The organism is [Lactobacillus] rogosae (assembly GCA_900112995.1).
Lineage (GTDB): Bacteria > Bacillota > Clostridia > Lachnospirales > Lachnospiraceae > Lachnospira > Lachnospira rogosae.
Genome location: FONU01000019.1, coordinates 56,841 through 80,638 on the forward strand (window position 1 = coordinate 56,841; position 23,798 = coordinate 80,638).

Below are 23,798 nucleotides of genomic sequence, written 5' to 3' on the forward strand. Positions count from 1 at the left end.
ACCTATTCTCCCTTGTCATTACTGCAAATCATATCTATTTTATTTATCTCTTTAATGAGTTAGCCTGTTCCATCATTGTATCTGATGTTGTGATTGCCTTAGAACATAACTCATATGCTCTCTGTGCTGTAATAAGGTTAACCATCTCTGTTGCCACCTGTACATTTGACGCTTCAAGATAATTCTGCTTTAACTGACTCTTCTTAGCAACTCCGTCAGTCTCCTCATTCATTGGAACTCCTGATGCTTCAGTCTCTGCAAGATAGTTACCACCAAGCTTATCAAGACCTGATGGATTAGCGAACTGGAAAAGTCCTATCTTAACACCTATATTAGCAAGATTACCATCTTCACCTGGATACATAAGGTCACCCTCTGATGATACCTTAATATTAGCCGCATTGTAATCTGATGATAATACGATTGGCTGTCCATCTGTGCTAAGTACAGGATAACCATCTGCTGTACATAACATCATTCCTTCTGTTGCTGTTGAGAAGTAGAAATTACCATTACGTGTATATACTGTCTCACCTTCTTCATTCTGTACAGCAAATAATCCGTCACCACTAATCGCAAAATCAGTTGAGCTGTCACTTGCATTCATAGCACCCTGTGTAAAATGTGATGTAACTGACGCAACTCTTGCACCAAGTCCTACCTGTGCAGCTACCGGCTTATATTCTCCATTCGCAGATGTTGTTCTCGACTGGAGATTCTGATATAATAATGATTTAAATTCTGTTGATTCTGACTTATAACCGACCGTATTAACATTAGCCAGATTATTAGATATTGTATCTACACTTGTCTGCTGTGCCATCATTCCTGATGCAGCAGTCCATAATGATCTCATCATAATCTTATCCTCCTATGTGATTACAATTCGGAAATACTTACCATCTTGCCAAGCATTTCATCAATCGAATTAACAATCTTCTGATTACTTTCAAATTCTCTTGCTATGTTAATCATATCGACCATTTCTGATACAACATTAATATTAGATGTTTCAAGATACCCCTGATTAACACTTGCTGTTGAATCTTTAAATGTTGCACCGTCTACAGCTCTGTAAAGATTTTCTCCATATGCTTCTATGTAATCATAATCTTCAAAATCTACAATTCCAAATGTATCTACATACTGTCCGTCTGCATATATTCTTCCTGTAGAATCAACTGTAAGCTTGGATATGTCTGTTGGAAGAACGATTGGATCTCCACTCTCTCCAAGCACATAATCACCATCCTTGGTAACCAGATAGCCTTCGCTGTTCATCTGGAACGATCCATCCCTGGTATAAAGTGTTGATGTCTCACCTGCTTTGTTAGTGAATGATATAGAGAAAAAGCCATCGCCTGCAAGTGCAAAATCATAAGAACTCTCAGTATTCTTTAAAGAACCCTGATCCCAGCTTCTGTAAGTTTCTCCTATCTTTACTCCAAGACTCATCTTGCCTATATTCTGATTCATATAACCAACTGTCTCATCTTTAACCTTAATCCCATATACTGAATCAAAGCTCTGGGTAGTCATGCCCTCTTTCTTGTAACCTGTTGTTGTAGAATTTGCCAGATTATTAGATACAATGTCCAGTCTCTTCTGCTGATTCACCAATCCAGTATAAGCAGTATATAAACCTCTTACCATACCTGACCCCTTTTCTTAAATCTATTCTTCTCTGTATCCTGAAAGGAATTCAATAAACTTACCAGTTCCTATAGCAACTGCTGTCATAGGGTCTTCTGCTGTCATTGTGTTAATTCCTGTTTTAGACTCTATAAGATCTTCAAGACCTGAAAGAAGACTTCCGCCTCCTGTAAGAACAATACCTCTGTCTGCAATATCAGATGCAAGTTCTGGAGGTGTCTTTTCTAATACGCTGTGTACAGCTTCAACAATCTGTGAAGTAGCTTCTCTTAATGCTTCTTCTGTCTCTTCAGATGTAACTTCAACTGTCTTTGGAAGACCTGTAACAAGATTACGTCCTCTTACATTCATTGTAACTACTTCTGGTCTTGGATACGCTGATCCTATCTTTATCTTAATATCTTCGGCTGTTCTTTCACCGATAAGAAGGTTGTGCTTCTTTCTCATATATCTAACAAGTGCTTCATCGAAATCATCACCTGCAATCTTTATAGATGTACTAACAACAGTACCTCCAAGTGAAATAACAGCGATATCTGTAGTACCACCACCGATATCAACTATCATATTACCGCAAGGTCTTGAAATATCAATACCTGCTCCAATAGCTGCCGCAATTGGCTCTTCGATAATTGCAACTTCTCTTGCTCCTGCCTGAAGAGTTGCATCCTCAACCGCCTTCTTCTCAACTTCTGTAACTCCTGATGGAACACATACGCTTATTCTAGGCTTCTTTAACATTCTTCTACCAATTGCTTTCTGAATGAAATATTTAAGCATCTTTTCTGTTACTGTGTAATCAGAAATAACGCCCTGACGAAGAGGTCGTACAGCGACAATATTACCAGGTGTTCTACCAAGCATAAGTCTTGCTTCCTCTCCGATAGCTTTAATCTTATTAGTATCTCTGTCAAAGGCAACAACTGATGGCTCTTTTAACACAACACCCTTTCCTTTTATATATACAAGAATACTTGCAGTACCTAAATCAATACCAATATCAGTAGATAACATACTGTTCTCCTCCCTAATCTTCTATAATTATCCAATCTATTACATAATTCTGTTAAAGCACTATACATTAAATACTATAAGTACTATACATTGTAAAATGCTATACTATATTAAGTATAAAATACTATATACCAGCATCACACTTTAACTTTTCCAACAATTATATCTTGTTAATATACCTGCTATCAAAAACATTTTTCATAGCTAATCAACATTATATACATAAATACAGAATTTTAAAAGTCCTAAACGCTAAAAAAAGAAAAATTTTTTTAAAAGCATAAAATAGCATTAGATTTGTGTTCGATATTCTTGATATAACACCGAAATAATGAAAAACTCACATTATTGACAAAACCTACATAGCAGAAAATTTACATTTGCATTCTTACAAAAAATCAAAATATGGCGGATACATTTTACTAATTCTAAAATGTATCCGCCATATATCCATTATAATTATATTAATTCCTATAATTTAACTAATTTAATCCATCCAATTATATCTTTATTAAAGATACTTCTTAAGTGCATCAACCTTATCTAACTGCTCCCAAGGAAGGTTAAGATCTGTACGTCCAAAGTGGCCATAGCTTGCTGTCTGCTTGTAGATAGGTCTTCTTAAGTCAAGCATCTTGATAATTCCGTTTGGTCTTAAATCGAAGTTCTCTCTTATGATTTCTACAATCTTCTCATCGCTTAACTTACCTGTGCCAAATGTATCAACACATATAGATGTTGGATGTGCAACACCTATAGCATATGAAAGCTGGATTTCACATCTGTCGGCGATACCTGCTGCAACTAAGTTCTTAGCTACATAACGGGCTGCGTATGCTGCCGAACGGTCAACCTTAGTGCAGTCCTTACCAGAGAAAGCTCCACCACCATGTCTTGCAGCTCCACCGTAAGTATCTACGATAATCTTTCTACCTGTAAGGCCTGAATCCCCATTTGGACCACCTATAACGAAACGTCCTGTTGGATTGATGAATATCTTAGTATCTGCATCTACCATAGCCTGGTCAACGATTGCATCGATAACATACTTCTTGATATCTTCGTGAATCTGTTCCTGTGTTACATCCGGTGCATGCTGTGACGAAACAACAATTGCATCGAGACGGATTGGCTTGTTGTTCTCATCATATTCAACAGTTACCTGTGTCTTTCCATCTGGTCTTAAGTAGCTTAATGTACCATCCTTGCGAACCTTTGTAAGCTGCTTGGAAAGCTTCTGTGCAAGTGCTGCTGAGTATGGCATATATTCTTCTGTCTCGTTAGTAGCATAACCAAACATCATACCCTGATCTCCAGCACCAAGGTCATCATCTTCCTTATCTACACCTTCCTTTGCTTCAAGTGCCTTATCAACACCCATAGCTATATCTGCTGACTGCTTATCAAGTGCAACCATAACAGCACAAGTATTACCATCAAAGCCTTTTTCTGAACTATCATAACCAATCTCTACAACTGTATCACGTACAATCTGAGGAATATCAACATTTGCCTTAGTTGTAATCTCACCCATAACCATAACGAAACCTGTGTTAGTAAGTGTCTCGCAGGCTACTCTTGAATATGGATCCTGTGCATAAAGTGCATCAAGCACTGCATCTGAAATCTGGTCGCAGATTTTGTCAGGATGTCCTTCAGTTACTGATTCTGATGTAAATAATCTTTTTTCCATTCTTTGTCTTTCTCCTTCTTAATATCTAATCCTTTAGTCACTGTGATTAATATCACTTATCGTCCTTGGTGTTTCCGACTTTTTAAATGTAATAGCAAAAACCGGAGCCCCCTAAGGGACCCCGATTGTTTATCTCGAAATCCTCTCATTGTTCGAATTCTCTCGCTCAGGTTGGCACCTTCCTAAAAAGGGGTTGCCGGGCTTCATAGATCCTATGTATCTCCACCGCTCTAAATAAGGGATATAATCATTATTTAATTAACTGCATATAGATACTACACAATTGATGCTAATACGTCAAGTCTAATTGACTTTTTTATATATTAAATTTATAATATTTTTATCATTTAATCGTATTATGATTACTAATATTCAAGCCATATAAGAGGATTTAACTAATGAACGAACTTACAATATTTATATTTGATGCAGAAGAAGGAATGGAACTTTCCCGTGACGTAATACTTAATGATGGTTCTGTCCTTTTGACAAAAGGAACTGTCCTTAATCTTGACCTCATTTCAAGAATTTCAGGACATCATATTCTTGAAATATCTGTATATGATAAGACTGAGGCTGATTCTGCCATAGATAATCGTACTATAAGTAGCATTTCTGCTGTAGACGAAGCTAAAGAAGCTGCCAAAGCCGCTGATGATGAGAACACCAAATACTACGAAACTGTCCGTAATTCAGAAGAATTCAAGACATTTGAAGAACATTACAATGAACATATTGACACTTTCAAAGATGACTTAAAGAAGTTAATCTCATCTGATGATGAAGTTAACACAAAATCTTTAGTCAAAAATACTATTGACATCGTTGCTGAGTCTAACAACTCATTACAGTTATTTGATATGCTTCACGCTATGCGTGACGTTGATGACCTTACATATGTCCACTCTATGAATGTCGCTTTAATCGCTTCTGTCATTGGCAAATGGATGGGCTACAATCAGGAGAAGATTAAGGTGCTTACACTCGCTGGACTTATGCACGATATTGGTAAGCTCCTTATACCTGAGAAGATTCTTAACAAGCCCGGAAATCTTACTGATAACGAATACGAAATCATGAAAAAGCACGTCAACTTAGGTTACGAGCAGGTTAAGAACAAGTTTATGCCTATGTCTGTTAAGGAAGCTATTCTTCTCCATCACGAAAAATGTGACGGAACTGGTTATCCTTTCGGACTCAAGAGCGATAAAATACCTGAAACAGCCAAGATTATTGCAATAGCTGATGTATATGATGCAATGACTTCAAGCCGTATATACAGAGCTCCTATATGTCCATTTGAGGTAGTACGCCTTATGTATGAAGACGCATTTACCAAGTTTGACCCTGTATTTGCAATACCTTTCCTTAAAAATGTAGCTTCATCTTACATTCACACTGATGTACGTCTGTCTGACGGACGTGTAGGAAAGGTCATACTTATTAATGACAGTGCACTTCACAAGCCAGTTGTGCAGGTTGATGGGGAATATATTGATCTTTCTAAGAAGAAGGATTTGAATATTACGGCACTGTTATAGAAGCGTTCCGAAAATGTCTCATCTAAGTATGAAGATATTGCCGAATTACAGATTTAACCAATTAAAGGATTGAGAAATAACTCAATTACAGTTTTGCTAATTTGTGGATTGACAACAGACGCAGCAAGGACTGCTATATTACCGCCGGGCACGTTCGCACTGCTTGCAGCCATAGCTGACACATAAGCGGTTAAAATACAGACGCTAAGTGCCGACGGCTGCAAAAGCACCCAGCTTGTAATATAGCAGTTCTTGATGCTGTTTTTATTCTTTATTTACTATCTGTTAATTGAATATATCGGACATTTTTTACAGTCTGCATAATAACCAGACTTTGGATTTTCTGTATACAATATGCTAATATTGTATACAGTTTTTTATTTAATCTCTTTATGTCTTGTTTGACTATTTTCCAAAAGCTTCTATGCCGGCGTATGTGGCGGACTCGCCTAGTTCGTCTTCTATTTGTAGGAGTCGGTTGTATTTGGCGATACGCTCGGCTCTTGATGGTGCACCTGTCTTTATCTGACCCATATTAAGAGCAACTGCCAGATCTGCTATTGTTGTATCATCTGTTTCACCTGAGCGATGGCTGGCAATTGCTGTGTACCCGTATCTATGTGCCATTTTTACTGCCTCTAATGTCTCTGATAATGTTCCAATCTGGTTAGGCTTTATAAGAATTGAATTCGCACAACCCATCTCAATTCCTTTCTTTAATCTTACTGTATTAGTTACGAATAAATCATCTCCCACAATCTGTACTTTTTCCCCAAGTCTTTCTGTAATGCTTTTCCAGCCACTCCAATCTTCCTCATTAAGAGGGTCTTCAATTGAAATAATTGGAAATTTATTAACCAGCATTTCATAATAATTAATTAATTCTTCAGTACTCCTTTTTATTCCGCCATCGGCTGAGTTTCCAAGAGCTGCGTATTCTCTTGCAAATTCATATAATCCGCTCTCTGTATTGTAAAGTTCTGATGCCGCAGCATCCATAGCAAAATACACATCCTTACCCGGTTCATATCCTGCTGCCATAACTGCTTCCTGCAACACAGCAAACACTTCATCTGCCTTTGTTATGGCAGGTGCAAATCCGCCCTCGTCACCAACAGTTGTAACATATCCCCTCTGTGAAAGTATGTCCCTTAATGAATGAAACACTTCTGTTCCCATTCTTAAAGCTTCCCTGAAACAAGGTGCTCCTGCTGGAACTATCATATACTCCTGAAAATCGCTTCCAACGGCATGTCTTCCACCATTAATTATATTCATAAGTGGAACCGGCAATGTAGTACCAGCCACTCCTCCAAGGAAACGATACAGCGGCATATGCAGCGACTGTGCTGCAGCTCTTGCTGCCGCAATTGAAACTGCAAGTATCGAATTAGCTCCAAGCCGTGCCTTATCATGCGTTTTGTCTTCGTCAATCATCGCTTTATCAACTGAATATGTTTCTGACGAATCCATCGCAAGAACGCTGTTATTAAGCTCGACATTTATGTGATTAACTGCTTTAAGCGTACCTTTACCACCATATCGTTTAAGATTCATATCCCTGAGTTCTACCGCCTCAAACGCACCTGTTGATGCACCGCTTGGTGACTTTCCCATTCCAACTGTTCCATCTTTTAGCATAACCTGTGCCTCAACTGTCGGATTGCCCCTTGAGTCAAGAATTTCCCTGCCTATAACCTTTCTTATCTCAAGCTTTCTATGTTCCATAACCTTATGTGACCTGTTATGGCTTCCTGCTGGAATACACGGATTATCAAGATATCCTGCCGGAATTCCATCACTATAAGCACTTGCCGCTGGTGCACAGCACCTTACTGCATCCGGCTCATTCATTGGTACACCACCTGCAAAGTCAGACGAATCATAATTCATTCTACAACCTCCATTAATACAACAACTAATATTTACTAATAAAATGTGTGTCTGTCACATTTATAATTCCAGTTATATTATTGGTAGTTATGTCTGATTTATTCAATTTTCTTTTTATGTATAACGTACAAAGTGCAAATTGTAAAATACAAAGTGCAAAATATACAATATAAAGTGCGAAATATAAAATGTAAAATATAAAAATTATTTTATCTTGTCATATGTGAATATTTTTCTTTGGTTGCAAGTCCACCCCTTATGTGGCGTTCCTGCTTATTAATATCCAGTATTTTCCTGACCTTCGCTGCAAGCTGTGGGTCTATCTCCAAAAGTCTTGTCGTAACATCTTTATGTGCTGTGCTTTTGCTCACCCCAAACTGCTTAGCCGCCTTGCGCACTGTTGCATTATTGTCGATTATATAATCAGCTATATCTATAACCCTTTCTTCAATATAAGTTTTCAAATAAAAACCCCTGCATATCTGTTTGTACAGTTTATGCAGGGGTGGGGAAAATATACTATTTAATTAAAGATTCATAAGAACTTTTAGCAATCCTTCACAGCCTTTTCTTACATCTTTATATGTCGCCTCAAAATCTCCTGTATACCAAGGGTCTGCCACATCCGAACCTGAACCTGCAAATGTCATAAGCTTGTATACCTTTTCGTCAGGATCTCCACCAGATAGTCTCTGCATATTGCGGATATTCTCTGTATCCATGCCAATCAGGTAATCATACTCCTCATAATCATTAAGTGTCATCTGCACTGCTCTATGAGGAATTACAGGTATTCCCTCCGCTTTAAGCTTCGCCACGGTTCCGCTATGTGGCGGATTGCCTATTTCTTCATAGCTTGTTGCCGCCGAGTTGATGTAAAATTGATCTTCAACTCCTGCCTGTTTAACTAAATATGTCATAATGCTTTCTGCCATAGTGCTACGGCAGATGTTGCCGTGGCAGATGAATAATACTTTTATCATCTTCTTATATCTCCATTTAAGTCTTGTATTTCTTCTCAAATGCTTGATTTTTCAGGGTTTTCCGATTTTTGAGTTTTCCTTTCTTTTCAAGTTTTCTTCTCAAATCCTCTCGTGTTTTCTTATGTTTTTCCCTGAAATCTTGGTAAATCCGTTGGTAAAGCAAGTATCCTTACCAACGGGCTTTTTTAACTATTCGCTATCCGATATACTTCTTCCTTTGCATCATCAAAATTCACATGGGTGTAAGTGTTCAAGGTTACACTGATGTCTGCGTGACCCATAATATACTGCAAGGTTTTCGGATTCATCCCGGATTTTGCCATGTTAGAACAAAAGGTGTGCCTGCATACATGCGGGGTAACTTTCGGCATCTGGACACGGTAAATCTTGTTGTATTTCTGAACAATATGCTCCAGATACTTCTCCCAGTGAAGGGCGACCATCGGCATATCGTTTTTATCCAGAAACAAAAATCCAACGTATCCTTCCACCATCGGCTCAACCTTTGGTGTCTTTCGGTTGGCAATAATTCTGCGAAAACATGCTGCGACAGCTTCTGTCATCGGCACATAGCGGATACCTTTGTCTGTTTTTGGCTCTTCAATCACATACTGCATCTGTGCAGTACGCTGTAACTGATGGTCTACCTTGATACGCATTTCTCCAAATTCAATATCTGAAACCGTCAGCCCGCAGAACTCTGAGATACGAAGCCCTGTGTGAAAAAGAATATAGATTGCATCATAGTATCTGCTAAAATGCTTATCTTCATGAATAAACTTTAGCAAATCTCTCTGCTGCTTTCGGGTAATCGCTTCTCTGGTAACAGAATCATTGACAATGACGGATGCAAGTTCAAATTCAAATGGATTTTTACGGAGCAGGTCATCATCTACTGCCATCTGAAATGCCGGTCTGAGAACTCCCCTGATAGAATGAATGGAACTGTATCCCCGTCCATCAATCTGCTGGAGCTTAATTAACCATGCCTTTGCATCTGACAAACGCACCTTATCAATTCGCAGATTCCCAAAACTCTCTTTTTTCAGCATATTGATGACCGTTTTATATCCGGCAACCGTATTGTGACGAACTCCTGTTTTCAATGAAACGTACTTTTCTACCAGTTCCAAAACAGTATAGTTGCCACCGTTGGTTACGATACGGTCAAACAAATCCGCTTCAATCTGTTTTTCTTTCTCACGCAGGGAAGGCTCCCGCTTCTTCCCTTTTGGCATTGGGTCATTCTTGTCCAAACGCCAACTGTATACATTTTTCTCTTTTCCGTCCTCATCAATATAGCGGAACCGATACCTCCCATCCTTACGCTGGTACTCGCCCTCTCGCAAAATCCGATTACGGTTATCTCGTCTTTTCTCACTCATCGCGAACTCTCCTTTCAAAAAAAGAGAGCCAGACTTGCACTCTTATCATAGCACAAATCCGGCTCTCCGCATAGTTATATCATGTGAAATTGGTAAATCTGTCAGCTCTGTTTACACAGCTGTAGCCTGATCCAGATACCTCTCAAATTTCTCACGCTTAATGAGGGCACGATTGCCGTTCATCACATAAAAATCTTCATTGGGATGTGTGTCAATAAGCGTTCTCAATTTTCCTTCGCCGATATGATAATATCTGGCTGCTTCCTCAATGGTAAGCGTATATCTACGCCACACCGGAATATCCGAGTAATTTTTTCCTTCTATATTCATCTTATTATTTGCCATAGGCAGTTATCCTCCATACATGAAAATAGCCAGACAGAGGGTGTCGGCAACGAAGTCCGGCAACGGGCTTCAAAAGACCTTGCAAACAATCTCAGTCTGGCATTACTTACTATTTATACTTTTCTTTTATTTTTCTGTTGTTTTGGTTGTTATAAGGGAGAAAAGCCCGCAGTTATGGGATTTCCCCCGGCAACCGGCTCGGCAACGGGATAGCAACAGGGGGTGCAACGGGCTGTCCTTTTCAGAATGGAAGCTCCATCTGTTCTGCGACCTCCGCAAAACCGTCCATCGCTTTTTCAGACGGGTTGCCGGAGTCCGTTGCCGGGTTTTCACGCTCCCAGCCCTTTTGTCTGCCATATTCGGAAAACATTCTTGGGTTCGGGAAGTACCGCCAGCCGGTAATGCACTGGTTCATAATCTCGTTGATTTCCCGGATTTCCCATTGCTTCGGCTCGTCAAAGGTGTGGTTCAAGGCTTCCTTGTAAAGCTGCTTGGAACAGACCATGCTCCCGGTGTACTTATCAAGATACGCCTGTATCATTCCGGCTTTGGTGTCCTCCGGCATAAAATCCCGCTGGTGTTCTTTGAGATACCGTTGCATGGTGGGGCTGAAAGCCAGCTTGAACCTGCCGCTTCGGTAAATCTCCATAGCTTCTGCCCACATCTGCTCGATATAGGCTCTGGAAGCAGCTTCGTCCTCCAAAATGTGAACCTCGGCTTGCTCCGGGTACACCATGACGGGGATAAAGCGGCGGTTGCCGGAACGGTCAAGGGGCAGGAAGTCAAGGGCATTGGAAGTGCCGCCAAACACGCACTGACGGGGGCGGTCTGCCGGGTGGGTTTCATAGGGTATCTTGTAAACCTCTTTCTGTCGGCTTAAAAACGACTTGATTTCCTCAATGCTCTTGGCGTTGGCGGTTGCCATCATTTCCGACATTTCGATAATCCAGTGACCTTGCAGCTTGCGGTACACATTGTCATCGTCCAGCTTCCGCAAATCATCGGAGAACCACTCGTCCCGGACTGCCAGCAGACGGAAGAAGGTGGACTTGCCAGCCCCCTGACCGCCTACCAGACAGAGCATGATTTCAAATTTGCATCCCGGCTGAAAGGCTCGTGAGATTGCACCCAGCAGGAACAGCTTCAACGCTTCATAGGTGTAATCGTCTGCGTCAGCCCCCAGAAAGTGCCGCAGACAGAAACGGATTCGTTCTGTCCCGTCCCACACCAGGGTATTGAGATAGTCCCGGATGGGATGGTACTTGTTTTTATTCGCCACAATCCCGATGGCGTTATCAATCTTTTTCTCATTGGTAAGCCCGTAGGTTTCTTCCAGATAGAGAAGCAGATACTTCATGTCCGTATCGTTCAGGGCGGTGCTTTCTCTGTGGAAGCCGATGGGCTTTATGATGTCCTTTCGGTCAGTTAGGATGTTGTATGCGATAGCCCCGGAAAGCAGAGGGTCACGCTGGAATACGGTCAGGCAGTTCCGTATGCTCTGACGGACACCGCCTTTCTCGGTAGTTTCCAGCCCCGCCTTGATTTCCTCAATGCTCTGGGGCGGCTGCATGGCGTTCATGGTGTTTTTTAGTTCTTGCTGCGTCTGCGGCTGCAAGCTCTGCCATTCGCTGTTCAAGCTGTATCACATCCTTTCCGTAGTCCGTAATCAAAGCCGCTTTTTCCTCTGTTTCCCCGAACAGCAGCACATCCAGCTGATATTCCACATGGGCTTGCTTCTGTAAGGCTTCCACAAACCGGGGATGAAAGGCTTCCTCCGGGGAGTGCGGGGCATATTCCTTTCTCCATGCCCGAAGCTGATGGAGATAATCGGCAAGGATACGGAAGCAGCGGTTCTTTGCTTCCTGAAACTGTTCCTCCGGGGATTTCTGCCGGGGCTTGGGCTTTTTTGCCTTTCCCGGCGGTTTCCAGTCCTCATAGGAAAGCCCGAAGTCCTGTGCCAGTTGTACGGCGACTTCTTTCTTTCCCAGCCCATACAGGGCGGCGGCAAAATCAATCACATCCCCATCCGCACCGCAGCCGAAGCAGTGGTAACGCCGATCCAGCTTCATGCTTGGGGGTTTTATCGTTATGGAACGGGCAGCAAGCCATCCCGTTCCGACCTACATGGATTCCATAATGCTCCGCAGCCTGTCTTGTTGTGACGGACTGCTTCACAGCTTCAAATACATTCAAATCTATCCCTCCTTGAAAATAAGAAAAGCACCTGACATTCTCTGATTGAAAATGGCAAGTGCCTGTTAAAGTTCCATATCCTGTTGTTTGTGTTTCGTCTGTGCCGGGACAGTTCTTTGTGCTTTTTTCTCGTCAGCCTTATCCTGCAAGACTTCTTTGATAGGCTGTTTCTTGGGCGGCTCTTTGCTTTCTTCTGTGCCGGGGGTGGCTTTCCGTACCCAGTAGCGAATGTCCCGCAGCTTCTTCAAATCCTCCTGTACCTCGGTCAGCGGTGTTTTCAGGGCTGCAATTTCTTCCAGAAGCGTTTCCTGCTCCTCTTGCAGCTCCTTTTGGGTACTGTCCTTATCGTCCGGGTGCTTGGCAAGGTAGGCGGCGGCTTTCGCATACCGGGCAACCTCCGGGTGTTCCTGTTTGAATTTCTCCTTTGCTTTCTTGAAAAATATCTTCTGGTACTTCTCATAGACAGGCTTACATTCCTTGCAGTCTGTCCGGCTGGCAAGAATCCCGTCAATCACTTTGCTGCGGGCTTCCTTTGGCTTCATCTGATTGCGGTAATCTGCGGCTGATTTCCCGGAAGATTCCAGAAACGCTTCTAAGTCCTCCACAGTGGAAAGCCCCTTTTGCCGGAGATAGGACAGGGCTTCGCTGACTGCCTTTAAGTCCTGTGAAGTCCCCCGGTTCTGTCCAGCCCTCGTCCAGTCCTTCCGTTCTTCCTTTCGTATCTCCATGTACTTCATCAGCAGATTGGGAAGAAGTGTCGCTTCCTCCGCCGCTTTTTGTGCAAGCAGCTCTTTCCGTTTTTCTCCCAGCTCGGTAATCCAGCCTTTGAGGTTTTGGATAAGCTGCCGGATGGACTTCATCAGACTGTTGGCGGCTCTGATTTCCCGGTTCAGGTTTCCGATATTCGTCTGGATACCACGCTTTTCCATCTGCCGGACAGCAGCCCCCTCATGGACAGTGGGGACAATATCAAGCCCCTGTCTGGCATAGGAACGCAAGTCCACACGCTCCGGACGGTCATTGGCTTCCAGATAGCGGTTCTGGATGACCTTCCATTCATGCCGCCAGATTTCGCAATACTTCTGGTCGTTCCAATCCACCGTATCCTCCTTGTGGCTTTTCCATCTGCCGGACGGAAGTTTTATCCGTTCCCCGTTTTCGTCAAGGTCATAAACCTTGCGGCTCTTGGGAAGCCATTTTCCATGTTCGTCCATTGCCCTCATAGTGAGCATGACATGGGCGTGGGGATTGTGTCCCGGCGGATGGGGGTCATGGATTGCAAAATCAGCAATCATGCCTTTGGAAACAAACTGCTGCTCACAAAACTCCCGGACAAGGACAGCATACTGGTCGGGTGGTATCTCTCTTGGGATGGTAAGCACCCACCGCCTTGCAAGCTGGGAGTTCCATTGCTTTTCCACCGCTTCGGCGGCGTTCCATAAGGTATTGCGGTCTGCATACGACCGTGGGGCGTTTGCCGGGAGCAGAATTTCATTGTGGACAATACCACGCTTTTTCGGGTAGTGCTTCACTTGCTGGTCGTATTCACAGAACAGCTTTTCGCCGCTTTGGTAAGCAGCGGCGGCAACCGCAGACTGTCGCTGGCTGCGCTGAACAATCGTGATTTCGTTGTGTGGGCAGGGCATTTCGTGTCACTCCTTTCTGTGATTGGCGGATGGGGTGGGGTTTTACCACCTCATTTTGGGCAGAAAAAAAGCAGGAGACCTTTTTCAGATTTCCTGCTCGGTGTGCCGCTGTGTGGGCGGCGGGTATTAAGTTGTAAAAGCTCGGGACAAATTGACCCGATGTGTGGGTGGCAAATTGAAAGTTTTCTACTTTATACTTCCTAGATTAAAATCGTACTCATCAGATTCTCGTGGATTCTTGAAACCTTCAAACGAATCTACTTCTGTAAAGGAAAAGAAAAAACCACAGTTGGGGGTAGGAAATTTCTGTTGTTCCTTTCGGGTGTAGCCTTTGATGGACAGCAGATATTTTCCAGCAGGAACATTATACTTGATGTCCGTATAAATTGTACAGATACCATCTGGTGTTTCTGACTTATACCACCGTTCCCACGGGGAGTGGTAGTGCTCCACAGAACCGAAGTACCCCGGTGTGGTATAAAATTCTTCTTCCTTGATATGGTATTCCTTTGGCTCAAAAGGTTCAAGCTGTTCAATAGCAGAAATCCAAAGTCCATCTTTTACTTCCAGATTAAAGCCCTCATAGCTGATTTTTTGCACCCACTGGTCATCAAAGGGCTCGTCCTGCCCTTCCAATTTGATTGCATAATTATAGTGATCAATCCCTACCAACGGGATGAAAATTCCCTCTCGTTGCGTGTTCAGATAAAGCTCCTTATCCTTTTGCAGAAGACTTAACAGTTTTCTTTTCCGAATTTTCTCACGCTTCAAAAAATCCTGTAAGGTGTCTGCGGAAAATAAACAGATCCCATAGCCACCTGCAATTACCATTCTGTCCATAACTTCTCCTTCCCAATACAATAAGCCACTTCCGATTTGTCGTCGACTTCATTATACTTTACCCGACCGTCAAAGTATAGAGAGACTTTGTAAAACTTGTCGGCTGGGAACAGCTTGCAACGCAAGGTGTCCCCAGATGGCAAGTCCACAAAAGGGTAGCTGGCGGCAGCCAGCGCAGGGGAAGCGTAGCGTCCCCTGTATGATTTGGAGCAGACCATGACTGCGGAAAATCACAGCCCTCCGGCGAGGAGCCTTCGGAGAACGCAATGCACCAACCTCTGGGTGGTGTATAATTGCGCCCTTAGTAAACTAAGGGGTTTCCGACTTCTCCCGTTCCAGCAGTTTTTTCAATAGTTCCTGCGTGTCCTGCCTGTGAAAAATGAGTTTCAACAGCAGCATGACATCATCATCGGTCAGGCGTTCCGGTTCTTGCAGAAAACTTTCCAGCATACCGCCACGAGTACAGAGCCGGTGTGTCCGTTCCTTTCGGGTAAGCTGCTTCAACTGGTGCTGCAATACCTTTTCATCATTGATGGCTTTCCGCAGTTTCTTTTCGCTTTTCTCCAGCTCCCGGTTGAGCTTTTCCAGCTTTGAGGTATCAGGCAAGGGCAGCGTCCTCCTTTCCCGGTATCAGCACATAAATCCGGTTTGGTTCTCCCACGCCCTGACGCACCCGCATGATAAGTCCGGCGGTTTCCAGTTCATTCAAAGAACGCTTGACCGTCATAGAGCTGCGGGACAGGACTGCGGCAAGGGCTGTGACAGGGAAGCAGACAAACAGGATTCCGTTCTCGTCCTCCTGCCCTTTGGATAGCATAGCGTCCAGCATCCGGCAGTACATAACCTTTGCGGTGCTGCTGACTGGAAATCCTGTTAACGCTCTGGGAAAGGGCATACAGAGCGGCAATGGTGTGTCTATCGTCATAAATTCAAAATTCATTCGGTGTGTTCCTCCTTTTTCTTTGCTCGTTTGGATAAATAACGGGGGCAGTTAATCACAACCGCCCGGAAGCTCTGCCTGCACCCATGCTGGCATTTCCGGCATAATTCGTTGTAAGTGACACGCCCCCGGTCATTGAGGTAAAAGGAAAGCTCATGCTTCCTCTTTTTGCTCATTCTCGGCATATTGCGCTTCCTCCCGTTTTAGTGTATGGTTTCGGGGCGATTTTCGGCAAAAACATAGCCATAGAGCCGCTTAAAATCTCCCGAAGTATCAGCGATAGGGTAGACTGTCCCCCTATCAGATTGTCGTGTTTCGGTATCATCTCGGTGTCAGTTCGCCAGTTCTCCCCGGTGTCGTTCCTCCCCTGAATCTCACAGCGGCGTATCGCTCCCTTTGGTACGCTCGTTTCGGTCAGGGTTCCTCCACATCCCTGCCAAAAGTCATGGCGCTACATCGCTGGGGAAGCATATCCCACACAGGCTGGTCATTCGATTGGAATAATCCATCGATGAACTACCTGTATCATAGAACATTTTTGTGCCCTGTGCCGTATGTCCACAAAGTAGGAATTAAGGGTAAAAATCAGAAATTTCCACGATTACGGAATTGATATGGTATAATCAATTCAACGGTTATAAATGTCGTCAGAAAGGGGGAACTGCTTCAATGAACGGAGCTACTACAATACAGGAACGGCTAAAAGATTTACGATTAAACAAAGGATTAAAACTGGAAGAACTGGCTGAGCAAACGGGCATTTCAAAATCGGCTCTTGGCAGTTATGAAAAAGATGACTATAAGGAAATCAATCATGGCAACCTTATCCTGCTGGCAGATTTTTATGGGGTGTCCCTCGATTATCTCTTTTGCCGGACAGAGAACCGGGCGGAGATCAACACGCCATTAAGGGAGCTGCATTTGAGTGATGAGATGGTAGCACTTCTGAAAAGCGGTCGGATTAACAACCGCCTGCTCTGCGAACTTGCCACCCATAAGGACTTTATCAAGTTTCTTGCGGACATTGAGATTTATGTGGATGGGATTGCCACCATGCAGATTCAAAATCTCAACGCTCTTGTCGATACCGTCCGGCATGAAATCATTGAACGGTATCGCCCCGGCGAAGATGACCCGCATTTGAAAGTGCTGCAAGCCGCCCATATCAGCGATGATGAATATTTCAGTCACATGGTTCTGGATGACCTCAACCTCATTATCCGGGATATTCGGGAAGCTCACAAAAAAGACAGCGAGAGTGCTCCCCAGACCACCGTTGCCGATGAACTGAAAGAAAATCTGGAAGCAGACGAAAATTTCAAGGGCAGCCGGGATGAAAAGCTGGTTGTCCTTTACTGCAAGCAGCTCGGCATCAACTATAAAAATCTGTCAGATGAAGAATTTCGCTGGCTCATTCGGATTCTCAAAAAATCAAAGAAAATGGGAACGCCTATCAGCCAGAGGAAAAAACGGTAACAAAAAACCGCTATTGCATGGTTTGTTGGCTTCCATGTAGCAGCGGTTTTTGCTGGGATTATTCAGTTGAATTTTTAGAACGACACTGGAAGTTGTTTATCCAAAATGAAATGGAATAACCATATCAAGTAAAACTGCAAGAACTATACTAATTGTTCCCATTAGCACAGAACTTTTCAATGTGTCCCTCCTCAAAACAGTAAGTCCGATGATAAAGACTATCAATTCTAAAACAGAGCGTGCTTCGAAATATCCCCATCCATATACGAAAGTCATGTTAAACAATACTGCTAAAATCAATACTGATAGCATAAATGCAGGTCTGCTTTTTCCTTTCGCATACCAACAGACAAATGCCAAGAACGGAGAAATCATGGTAAAGCCAAACCAAATCATAGCGTAGCTTCTTGGGAAAAATCCTGCGACATAGTTTGAATACAAATAGTAACTTGCAACCATGCCAGCAAAAAACGCAAAAACATTAACACTTGCTCTTGTTGCAGAATTACTATAAATAGAAATACACAGTGCAATCAATACCCAAATTTCAAAACGCCCAAGGAAATTATGAACATCTAATGCCCCATCTATTGCCATAAGCACACTTGGCAGTTCAGTTTGACGAAAATCCAAAAATTTTGAAAAAGTCCCCAAAGCTATTCCAAGGAACAATACAGCTATGGTATTTATAATTTTTCTATTACCAGATATAGGATTTTCGGCACTCCTTATATCATTCAAAAACTTGTTCATAGGCATCTCCCAATTCTAATTTAACAGTAATCATTCTATCATACCGTTATGAATAAATCATCTCATGCAAAACAATTTCTTCTGCCCGGTTGTGAATGTTATTGCAACGCTGCACCCATTCCATTTGAGAAGTGCGCTTTAATTCCTCTGTCACGCCCTCGACAGCTTTCATCTGCTCCATGATGGTGGCTAACCGTTCCTGTGCTTGTTCGTTCAGGTCTGCAAGGTATGTCCATAACTCCCCGGTCAGTGTCAATGTGTTCAATCTGGCTGGGTGGGCTTCTCTTAAATATTCCCGGTGTAGCCGTCCATACTTTCCAATGGGGCGGTGTTCCTCCGGCAGTTTCAAGTCTGGGATGTAGTAATCCCCAACAAGGATATAATCAATTCCGTTTTCCGTTATTCTTGATTTCAATTCGCCCATGTTTTAATCTCCTCATTCTGGCTCATTTTTTTGCAAGTCTGGCTCTCCAGAAATATTGGTAAATCTTTGGTAAATTTGAGACTGAAACACAAAAAACGCTTAAAAACGGGGCTTATGAGACGATTTGAGATTTTTCATCATGCCCGGTAAATCCTGCCGTGACACAGGAAAAGGACTTTAATCTTCTTTTTCATATCTTTTTATAACCTTTCAAAGTGTTAATTTTACTGGGTTTACGGGTATTCTGTGAAACCCAATAAAATCAGTTTCATTTTTTGTATTTTTTCATTTTTTCTTAAATTTTCCCTCATTTTTTCGGGCAAAAGGTGTACGAAAGGTGTACAAATCGAGGTGTATTTTACTGATTCACCGCTCTCATTTTCTCTAGTTCCTTACGTGCATCATCCAGTCCCATATGAGTATAAACATTCAATGTAACAGCAATGTCTGAATGTCCCATTAGATACTGAAGAGCCTTCGGATTCATACCTTCTTTCGCCTTCTCACTGCAGAATGTGTGTCTGCAAACATAAGGTGTTATCTTAGGCATTAGAACCTTATGCGTTCGATTGTACTTGTTCACAGCATACTCGAAATACTTCTCCCAATGCAGTGCTACTCGTGGCATATCATTTTTGTCATAGAATAGAAAACCAGATGCTCCTTTGATTGCTTTCTCAACCTTTGGTTTTCTACGATTCTGAATAATACGTCTGCAAATCGCTTCGATTTCATCATCCATCGGAAAATCTCTCTTACCACTGGAAGTCTTGGTTGTCTCAATATAGTACTCCATATCGCTGTGACGAACCAACTGCTTATTCATATGAATCACCTTATTTTTAAAGTCCAAATCCCTGGTTGTTAGTCCACAGAATTCTGAAATTCGAAGTCCTGTTGCAAACAATAAACAGAACGCATCGTAGTACTGCTTATAATGATTGTCTGCTCTCACGAAAGCTAAAAAATTCTCCTTCTCTTCTGTGGTAATTGCCTCACGTTTCTTGCTATCGTTTTGAATCACAGTACCCATCTCAAATCCAAAAGGATTTTTCATAATAAGGTCATCATCCACTGCTAACTGAAATGCCGGTCTAAGTACACCTCTGATGTTGTGAATCGAGCTGTAGCTCATCCCCTTTTCTCGTTGCAAATGGATTAGAAAAAGCTTTGCATCTGAAATCTTGATAGAATCAATTCTTCTAAGTGCAAACGGCTCTTTCTTCAAGTTACTTATCACAGTTTGGTACCCCCGCTGTGTAGACTTCTTTACTCCTGTCTTAAGGGAAATATAACGTTCCACCAAATCAAGAACTGTCATATCTGAACCAGATATTCCCTTGAACTGTAAGAGCATTGCTGCTTCCTCTTTTTCACGAAGTGATTTGTCCCTTCGCCTACCCGCAGGTATTGGATCTGCCTCGGTAAGTCTCCAACTATAAATCTCTCTTCTTTTACCTAAGATATCAATATATCGATAACGATATCTTCCGGATTCTTCCTGGATTTCTCCATTCAAAAGAACCCTTCCTTTGTTGTCACGTCTTTTTGTGCTCATTTTCTACCTCCACATCAGGGCGTGACATAGCATATAAACAGTATAACACGTCAGGCCTCTTCTTTCCTCAACTTTTACAAAATTTCTCAAGTACTTGATATGTATGATTCGTCCTCTATTAAGTACTTGGAACCTTAAAAAGCTGATTGCAAATTTTCTTGTATCTTTTTGTAAGTTCTCATCTACTCCTTACACAATACATTTGGGTTGAAAAAAAGCTAATTACTAAATTGGGCAGAAAAAAATGCCTCCTAGAAATTCTAGAAGACATTTTTATGCATTTTCGCTATTTCCTCCGAAGAGTAAAACATGTTTATGAAATCACATATTTGATTTTCAAACTGTTCAAATTAGTTTGATATGTTAAGTACTGGTCCTGTTGTAATCTTCCGACAACGATGCCAGGAAGAATATTTATTTTTTTAGCAAATGCTCTGACAGAATCTGAAGTAAATCCTCTCGGATTATCCTCTATGAATTCCAAGTACTCATCTTTCGGAATAAGTGTATCCTGTGAAAATAAATCTGCTTCCGTCTCTAATTTCTGAATCAAAGCATCAGTTTCTAATCCAGCCTTATTCTTTTCGCTTACAAGAAGAACCTTTACTCTCTGCTGTAATACATGACCTAATTCATGGAATAAGGCAAACCAAAAAGTATCTGCGTATTTTCTTCTATCATTCAAGACCAAAACAACTTTATCTTTGCCAAGCCATTTAACAGCACCATTAACACCACAGTTCTTAAGATTAGGAAGAAGCACCAAAGCCACACCGCAACTTGCCAGCAGTTCTTTCAGTCTTGGATAGAACTTCTTCGGATCCTGTACTGTCATGCCTCTTATCTCTGGAATAGCTGCTGATAATTTTTTCTTGTCATAAGGTTCAACATCCATTCCTGATCCAATATTGATAGCAGTCTGAACCCATGCATTTGCATTGATTACATTAACATCAGTAACCTCTGGCACACTAGTTCTATACTGTACCAAGAAATCACGTTCACTTAAAACACTTAATGAAGAAACCTTGAAATAGCGTTGTAATTCCATGACCTTTTCCGTTGCAACTCGTGTTGCCTTAGCCAATCCCAATTCAACCCAGAATTTATATTCAATCTGGCGAACAAGCTCACATTCCTTATCCAACTGTATTCTTTTCTCAATTTCAAGTTTCTTCTCAATATATTTCTGATTTAAGTTAAGCCACATCGTAGTTGAAGTTCCAAAAACAATGGACAACTTTAAGACCATCTCATCAGTAAGATTTATTCTTCCATTTACCAAATCACTTACATATTTTGGAGTCGTCTGAAGGCGTTTCGCTAACTCTTCCTGAGTAATGCCTTGATCTTCAATATAATCCTTTACATAGTAACCAGGATGAAATGCAATCAACTCTTCATATTCAATCTTATTCATAGTGATTAGACACCTCCCATGCTATTATTATTTCCGTAGATTTATAAACTATATTCACATCTTTTTCTTTACATTCATTTCCATCGGCATCTACGGGAATGATGATTAAGCGATATCCTGCCCTACGTCCTGCAATATCAAGAGCATACTGTCCCTCTCTTTTTCCTTGTAGGGGATGCAGATGATAAATCTGCATTTCTGCTATATCCTGCAAATTTGCTGAGCTCTCAATCAAGTTTATCAGCGCATGAAGCTTCTCTGCAACATTAGCCGGCAAATCTTTCTTGGCCTTTTTCAAATCTGTACATAGCTTCTTTACTGTATTGTCATAATATCGAATTTCTATAACTGCATCCTCATTTCTAAAATAAAATTACCAAAATGGTAACTTTTCTTTATCATAGCACCATTCATCCAGAATTTCAACCTCTTTTCACTTATGATTATTGATAGGTTTCTTCTAGTTACAATGATTCTACACCGCACTCAGCGTATCTATAAACTTTTCAAACTTCTCCCTCTTAATCTGAACCCTGTTACCATTCCAAAGCAAATAATCTGCTCTTGGATTCTCCTGAACTAGTCTTCGAAGCTTTCCCTCTCCAATCCTAAAATAAGCTGCAGCTTCTTCAATTGATAAGGTGTATTTTTTCCAATATGGAATCTCGTAATTACTCAATCGCATCCCCTCCTTTCTGATATGACTTAGCGATTTCTTGCATCTCTTTCATCTTCTCCTTTGCTGTCGCAGTTCTTTTGCTGACTCCATTTACGCAAACCGGAATACATAACTCCAAGATTCTGTCATAGATACGCTTTTTGTCCAATGACTGCTCGTTTGTAAGCATGGATAAATGTAAGTTGGTTGTGATGATAAGAGGCTTACCAGAACGATATCTTCTGTCAATCACATTGAACACATTCTCCACTGCATACTCAGTTCCACGTTCCGCTCCAAGGTCATCAATAATAAGCAAGTCATATTTGACCAAAGCATCTATGTACTCATTCTTGTCCTCACAACAGAACAAATCATTGATGATTGTTGCAAAGTTGGTCATCTTCACGGTATACTCCTTGTCTAGTAAAGCATTGGCAATACATGCTGCCATATATGATTTGCCGGTGCCAACACCACCCCAGAAGAGATAACCGATATTATCCTCAAGCATTAGTTTAAACTTATCTACATAGTTTCTGGCATGAACCATAGCCGGAACAGAACGGTCATCATTCTTAAAGTTCCATTCATACATCTTATTGTCCGCAAAGCAAATGGATCTATTACGACTAATTTTTTTCTTTGCGCTCTCTTTCACGGCGCTCCATTGTTTCTTGAAAATTCTTTATGCGCATACATTCACACATTCTCGGATGACAGTCCATACCTAATACTGGTCCATTTGTAAATAACATCTCCAATGGTTCACCACACTTGTCACAATATTTAATTTTCCTTGTAATTACTTTTTCACTCATAAACTTTCTCCTTCCTCAAAATCATAATTAGTGATTATCTTTGTATTATTCTTATAGTTATTAGAGGCTACTTTTCCGCCCCTTGAACCGACAATTTTCGAACCGTAATATGGTTTATTTTCTGCCCCAATTTGAGGCAGTTTTGTGTCCGTTACACTCGACTCTGGAACCTTCACAAAAATCATATTGGCTCGTTGTTGTGATATAATAAGTTAGCAAATGGGTTAACGAATACAAGGAAGAATGCCTTTATACCACCAGCACAACCGCAAAATCTAATGAAGCAAAGGAAATCAGAAGATTAAATCAGCTTCTTAATGAAAAAGATAAAGAGATTGCTTTCTTAAAAAAAGCGGCGGCATTCTTCGCGAAGGAAATCGATTAGTGGTATATCGATTCATCGATGACAATAAAAATATATTTGGTTTAAGATGGCTATGCCAGAAGTTTGGCATTAGTCCTAATTGTTATTACAACTACAAAAAGGATGCAAAGCGAAAATATCGTGAACGCTTAGCACATATCTTTGAGCTTATAAAGTATGTTTATTACAACAACAATC

Annotated in this window: 26 protein-coding genes, 1 pseudogene and 1 riboswitch; of the genes and pseudogenes, 2 read left to right on the plus strand and 25 right to left on the minus strand. The window is 41.6% G+C overall.

What is annotated here, in order from left to right; genetic code table 11:
- Nucleotides 1-43 precede the first annotated feature (43 nt).
- The 4 genes from BM157_RS09400 to metK form a co-directional block, all read right to left on the minus strand.
- Complete coding sequence (locus BM157_RS09400; protein ID WP_022502401.1) at nucleotides 44-859, minus strand: flagellar hook-basal body protein; 816 nt, start codon at nucleotides 857-859, stop codon at nucleotides 44-46.
- Between the two features lie 20 nt (nucleotides 860-879).
- Entirely contained in the window at nucleotides 880-1,653 is a 774-nt protein-coding gene (locus tag BM157_RS09405; protein WP_055306894.1) for a flagellar hook-basal body protein, read from the minus strand.
- 21 nt (nucleotides 1,654-1,674) lie between these two features.
- On the minus strand, nucleotides 1,675-2,667 hold the full coding sequence (gene mreB / locus BM157_RS09410; RefSeq protein WP_022502399.1) for a rod shape-determining protein: 993 nt from the start codon (nucleotides 2,665-2,667) through the stop codon (nucleotides 1,675-1,677).
- A gap of 511 nt (nucleotides 2,668-3,178) precedes the next feature.
- Nucleotides 3,179-4,360, minus strand: a complete 1,182-nt coding sequence (gene metK / locus BM157_RS09415) for a methionine adenosyltransferase (RefSeq protein WP_055306895.1) — start codon at nucleotides 4,358-4,360, stop codon at nucleotides 3,179-3,181.
- Between the two features lie 142 nt (nucleotides 4,361-4,502).
- Nucleotides 4,503-4,601, minus strand: a riboswitch (SAM riboswitch).
- Between the two features lie 157 nt (nucleotides 4,602-4,758).
- On the opposite strand from metK, the gene BM157_RS09420 reads away from it, so the two are divergent.
- Entirely contained in the window at nucleotides 4,759-5,901 is a 1,143-nt protein-coding gene (locus tag BM157_RS09420; RefSeq protein WP_090140846.1) for an HD-GYP domain-containing protein, read from the plus strand.
- A gap of 405 nt (nucleotides 5,902-6,306) precedes the next feature.
- Here the strand turns inward: BM157_RS09420 and eno are convergent, their stop codons facing one another.
- From eno to BM157_RS09495, 12 genes and pseudogenes are all read right to left on the minus strand, one after another.
- Nucleotides 6,307-7,629, minus strand: coding sequence for a phosphopyruvate hydratase (gene eno, locus BM157_RS09425; protein ID WP_090140886.1), 1,323 nt, complete (start codon nucleotides 7,627-7,629; stop codon nucleotides 6,307-6,309).
- A gap of 374 nt (nucleotides 7,630-8,003) precedes the next feature.
- A complete protein-coding gene (spoIIID, locus tag BM157_RS09430; RefSeq protein ID WP_022502395.1) occupies nucleotides 8,004-8,258 on the minus strand; it encodes a sporulation transcriptional regulator SpoIIID in 255 nt (84 codons plus the stop codon).
- A 63-nt stretch (nucleotides 8,259-8,321) separates the two neighbouring features.
- On the minus strand, nucleotides 8,322-8,777 hold the full coding sequence (locus BM157_RS09435; RefSeq protein ID WP_090140848.1) for a low molecular weight protein-tyrosine-phosphatase: 456 nt from the start codon (nucleotides 8,775-8,777) through the stop codon (nucleotides 8,322-8,324).
- Nucleotides 8,778-8,962: 185 nt separating this feature from the next.
- Nucleotides 8,963-10,162 (minus strand): site-specific integrase, encoded by a 1,200-nt coding sequence (locus BM157_RS09440; RefSeq protein WP_090140850.1) that lies wholly within the window; start codon nucleotides 10,160-10,162, stop codon nucleotides 8,963-8,965.
- Between the two features lie 111 nt (nucleotides 10,163-10,273).
- The gene (locus BM157_RS09445; RefSeq protein WP_016218019.1) at nucleotides 10,274-10,507 is read right to left on the minus strand and encodes an excisionase; all 234 of its coding nucleotides are present in this window, start codon (nucleotides 10,505-10,507) and stop codon (nucleotides 10,274-10,276) included.
- 241 nt (nucleotides 10,508-10,748) lie between these two features.
- Complete coding sequence (locus BM157_RS09455) at nucleotides 10,749-12,086, minus strand: VapE domain-containing protein (RefSeq protein ID WP_090140853.1); 1,338 nt, start codon at nucleotides 12,084-12,086, stop codon at nucleotides 10,749-10,751.
- Nucleotides 12,055-12,700: pseudogene (locus BM157_RS09460) on the minus strand (CHC2 zinc finger domain-containing protein). Before BM157_RS09460 ends, BM157_RS09455 begins: the two are co-directional and overlap by 32 nt.
- 65 nt (nucleotides 12,701-12,765) lie before the next feature.
- A complete protein-coding gene (mobQ, locus tag BM157_RS09465; protein ID WP_090140858.1) occupies nucleotides 12,766-14,346 on the minus strand; it encodes a MobQ family relaxase in 1,581 nt (526 codons plus the stop codon).
- Nucleotides 14,347-14,532: 186 nt separating this feature from the next.
- The gene (locus BM157_RS09475; protein WP_227612115.1) at nucleotides 14,533-15,186 is read right to left on the minus strand and encodes a hypothetical protein; all 654 of its coding nucleotides are present in this window, start codon (nucleotides 15,184-15,186) and stop codon (nucleotides 14,533-14,535) included.
- Nucleotides 15,187-15,495: 309 nt separating this feature from the next.
- Nucleotides 15,496-15,792 (minus strand): DUF3847 domain-containing protein, encoded by a 297-nt coding sequence (locus BM157_RS09485; protein ID WP_090140864.1) that lies wholly within the window; start codon nucleotides 15,790-15,792, stop codon nucleotides 15,496-15,498.
- Nucleotides 15,785-16,126 (minus strand): DeoR family transcriptional regulator, encoded by a 342-nt coding sequence (locus tag BM157_RS09490; RefSeq protein WP_003533392.1) that lies wholly within the window; start codon nucleotides 16,124-16,126, stop codon nucleotides 15,785-15,787. Before BM157_RS09490 ends, BM157_RS09485 begins: the two co-directional genes overlap by 8 nt.
- Nucleotides 16,123-16,311: a hypothetical protein gene (locus BM157_RS09495; protein WP_003533394.1), complete on the minus strand. Its 189-nt coding sequence runs from the start codon at nucleotides 16,309-16,311 to the stop codon at nucleotides 16,123-16,125. Before BM157_RS09495 ends, BM157_RS09490 begins: the two co-directional genes overlap by 4 nt.
- A 484-nt stretch (nucleotides 16,312-16,795) precedes the next feature.
- On the opposite strand from BM157_RS09495, the gene BM157_RS09500 reads away from it, so the two are divergent.
- Nucleotides 16,796-17,602, plus strand: a complete 807-nt coding sequence (locus BM157_RS09500) for a helix-turn-helix transcriptional regulator (protein ID WP_090140866.1) — start codon at nucleotides 16,796-16,798, stop codon at nucleotides 17,600-17,602.
- A 96-nt stretch (nucleotides 17,603-17,698) separates the two neighbouring features.
- Here the strand turns inward: BM157_RS09500 and BM157_RS09505 are convergent, their stop codons facing one another.
- The 9 genes from BM157_RS09505 to BM157_RS09545 form a co-directional block, all read right to left on the minus strand.
- Complete coding sequence (locus BM157_RS09505) at nucleotides 17,699-18,355, minus strand: hypothetical protein (RefSeq protein ID WP_090140868.1); 657 nt, start codon at nucleotides 18,353-18,355, stop codon at nucleotides 17,699-17,701.
- Nucleotides 18,356-18,401: 46 nt separating this feature from the next.
- Nucleotides 18,402-18,779: a TnpV protein gene (locus tag BM157_RS09510; RefSeq protein ID WP_090140870.1), complete on the minus strand. Its 378-nt coding sequence runs from the start codon at nucleotides 18,777-18,779 to the stop codon at nucleotides 18,402-18,404.
- Between the two features lie 358 nt (nucleotides 18,780-19,137).
- Nucleotides 19,138-20,337, minus strand: coding sequence for a site-specific integrase (locus BM157_RS09515; protein WP_090140872.1), 1,200 nt, complete (start codon nucleotides 20,335-20,337; stop codon nucleotides 19,138-19,140).
- A 313-nt stretch (nucleotides 20,338-20,650) separates the two neighbouring features.
- Nucleotides 20,651-21,757 (minus strand): HigA family addiction module antitoxin, encoded by a 1,107-nt coding sequence (locus BM157_RS09520; RefSeq protein WP_090140874.1) that lies wholly within the window; start codon nucleotides 21,755-21,757, stop codon nucleotides 20,651-20,653.
- On the minus strand, nucleotides 21,750-22,055 hold the full coding sequence (locus BM157_RS09525) for a type II toxin-antitoxin system RelE/ParE family toxin (protein ID WP_456361692.1): 306 nt from the start codon (nucleotides 22,053-22,055) through the stop codon (nucleotides 21,750-21,752). The genes BM157_RS09520 and BM157_RS09525 overlap by 8 nt, the downstream gene beginning before the upstream one ends.
- A 177-nt stretch (nucleotides 22,056-22,232) precedes the next feature.
- Nucleotides 22,233-22,436 (minus strand): excisionase, encoded by a 204-nt coding sequence (locus tag BM157_RS09530; RefSeq protein ID WP_090140878.1) that lies wholly within the window; start codon nucleotides 22,434-22,436, stop codon nucleotides 22,233-22,235.
- Nucleotides 22,429-23,076, minus strand: coding sequence for an ATP-binding protein (locus BM157_RS09535; RefSeq protein ID WP_318255901.1), 648 nt, complete (start codon nucleotides 23,074-23,076; stop codon nucleotides 22,429-22,431). Before BM157_RS09535 ends, BM157_RS09530 begins: the two co-directional genes overlap by 8 nt.
- Complete coding sequence (locus BM157_RS09540) at nucleotides 23,048-23,236, minus strand: hypothetical protein (protein ID WP_090140882.1); 189 nt, start codon at nucleotides 23,234-23,236, stop codon at nucleotides 23,048-23,050. Before BM157_RS09540 ends, BM157_RS09535 begins: the two co-directional genes overlap by 29 nt.
- Complete coding sequence (locus tag BM157_RS09545) at nucleotides 23,233-23,421, minus strand: hypothetical protein (protein ID WP_090140885.1); 189 nt, start codon at nucleotides 23,419-23,421, stop codon at nucleotides 23,233-23,235. Before BM157_RS09545 ends, BM157_RS09540 begins: the two co-directional genes overlap by 4 nt.
- Between the last annotated feature and the right edge of the window lie 377 nt (nucleotides 23,422-23,798).

Bases quoted from the DNA above. Each gene is read 5' to 3' on its own strand.
- BM157_RS09400 (WP_022502401.1), bottom strand. From the start codon at position 859: ATGATGAGATCATTATGGACTGCTGCATCAGGAATGATGGCACAGCAG.
- BM157_RS09405 (WP_055306894.1), bottom strand. From the start codon at position 1,653: ATGGTAAGAGGTTTATATACTGCTTATACTGGATTGGTGAATCAGCAG.
- mreB (WP_022502399.1), bottom strand. From the start codon at position 2,667: ATGTTATCTACTGATATTGGTATTGATTTAGGTACTGCAAGTATTCTT.
- metK (WP_055306895.1), bottom strand. From the start codon at position 4,360: ATGGAAAAAAGATTATTTACATCAGAATCAGTAACTGAAGGACATCCT.
- BM157_RS09420 (WP_090140846.1), top strand. From the start codon at position 4,759: ATGAACGAACTTACAATATTTATATTTGATGCAGAAGAAGGAATGGAA.
- eno (WP_090140886.1), bottom strand. From the start codon at position 7,629: ATGGAACATAGAAAGCTTGAGATAAGAAAGGTTATAGGCAGGGAAATT.
- BM157_RS09435 (WP_090140848.1), bottom strand. From the start codon at position 8,777: ATGATAAAAGTATTATTCATCTGCCACGGCAACATCTGCCGTAGCACT.
- BM157_RS09440 (WP_090140850.1), bottom strand. From the start codon at position 10,162: ATGAGTGAGAAAAGACGAGATAACCGTAATCGGATTTTGCGAGAGGGC.
- BM157_RS09445 (WP_016218019.1), bottom strand. From the start codon at position 10,507: ATGGCAAATAATAAGATGAATATAGAAGGAAAAAATTACTCGGATATT.
- BM157_RS09455 (WP_090140853.1), bottom strand. From the start codon at position 12,086: ATGAACGCCATGCAGCCGCCCCAGAGCATTGAGGAAATCAAGGCGGGG.
- mobQ (WP_090140858.1), bottom strand. From the start codon at position 14,346: ATGCCCTGCCCACACAACGAAATCACGATTGTTCAGCGCAGCCAGCGA.
- BM157_RS09475 (WP_227612115.1), bottom strand. From the start codon at position 15,186: ATGGACAGAATGGTAATTGCAGGTGGCTATGGGATCTGTTTATTTTCC.
- BM157_RS09490 (WP_003533392.1), bottom strand. From the start codon at position 16,126: ATGAATTTTGAATTTATGACGATAGACACACCATTGCCGCTCTGTATG.
- BM157_RS09495 (WP_003533394.1), bottom strand. From the start codon at position 16,311: ATGCCGAGAATGAGCAAAAAGAGGAAGCATGAGCTTTCCTTTTACCTC.
- BM157_RS09500 (WP_090140866.1), top strand. From the start codon at position 16,796: ATGAACGGAGCTACTACAATACAGGAACGGCTAAAAGATTTACGATTA.
- BM157_RS09505 (WP_090140868.1), bottom strand. From the start codon at position 18,355: ATGAACAAGTTTTTGAATGATATAAGGAGTGCCGAAAATCCTATATCT.
- BM157_RS09510 (WP_090140870.1), bottom strand. From the start codon at position 18,779: ATGGGCGAATTGAAATCAAGAATAACGGAAAACGGAATTGATTATATC.
- BM157_RS09515 (WP_090140872.1), bottom strand. From the start codon at position 20,337: ATGAGCACAAAAAGACGTGACAACAAAGGAAGGGTTCTTTTGAATGGA.
- BM157_RS09520 (WP_090140874.1), bottom strand. From the start codon at position 21,757: ATGAATAAGATTGAATATGAAGAGTTGATTGCATTTCATCCTGGTTAC.
- BM157_RS09540 (WP_090140882.1), bottom strand. From the start codon at position 23,236: ATGAGTGAAAAAGTAATTACAAGGAAAATTAAATATTGTGACAAGTGT.
- BM157_RS09545 (WP_090140885.1), bottom strand. From the start codon at position 23,421: ATGATTTTTGTGAAGGTTCCAGAGTCGAGTGTAACGGACACAAAACTG.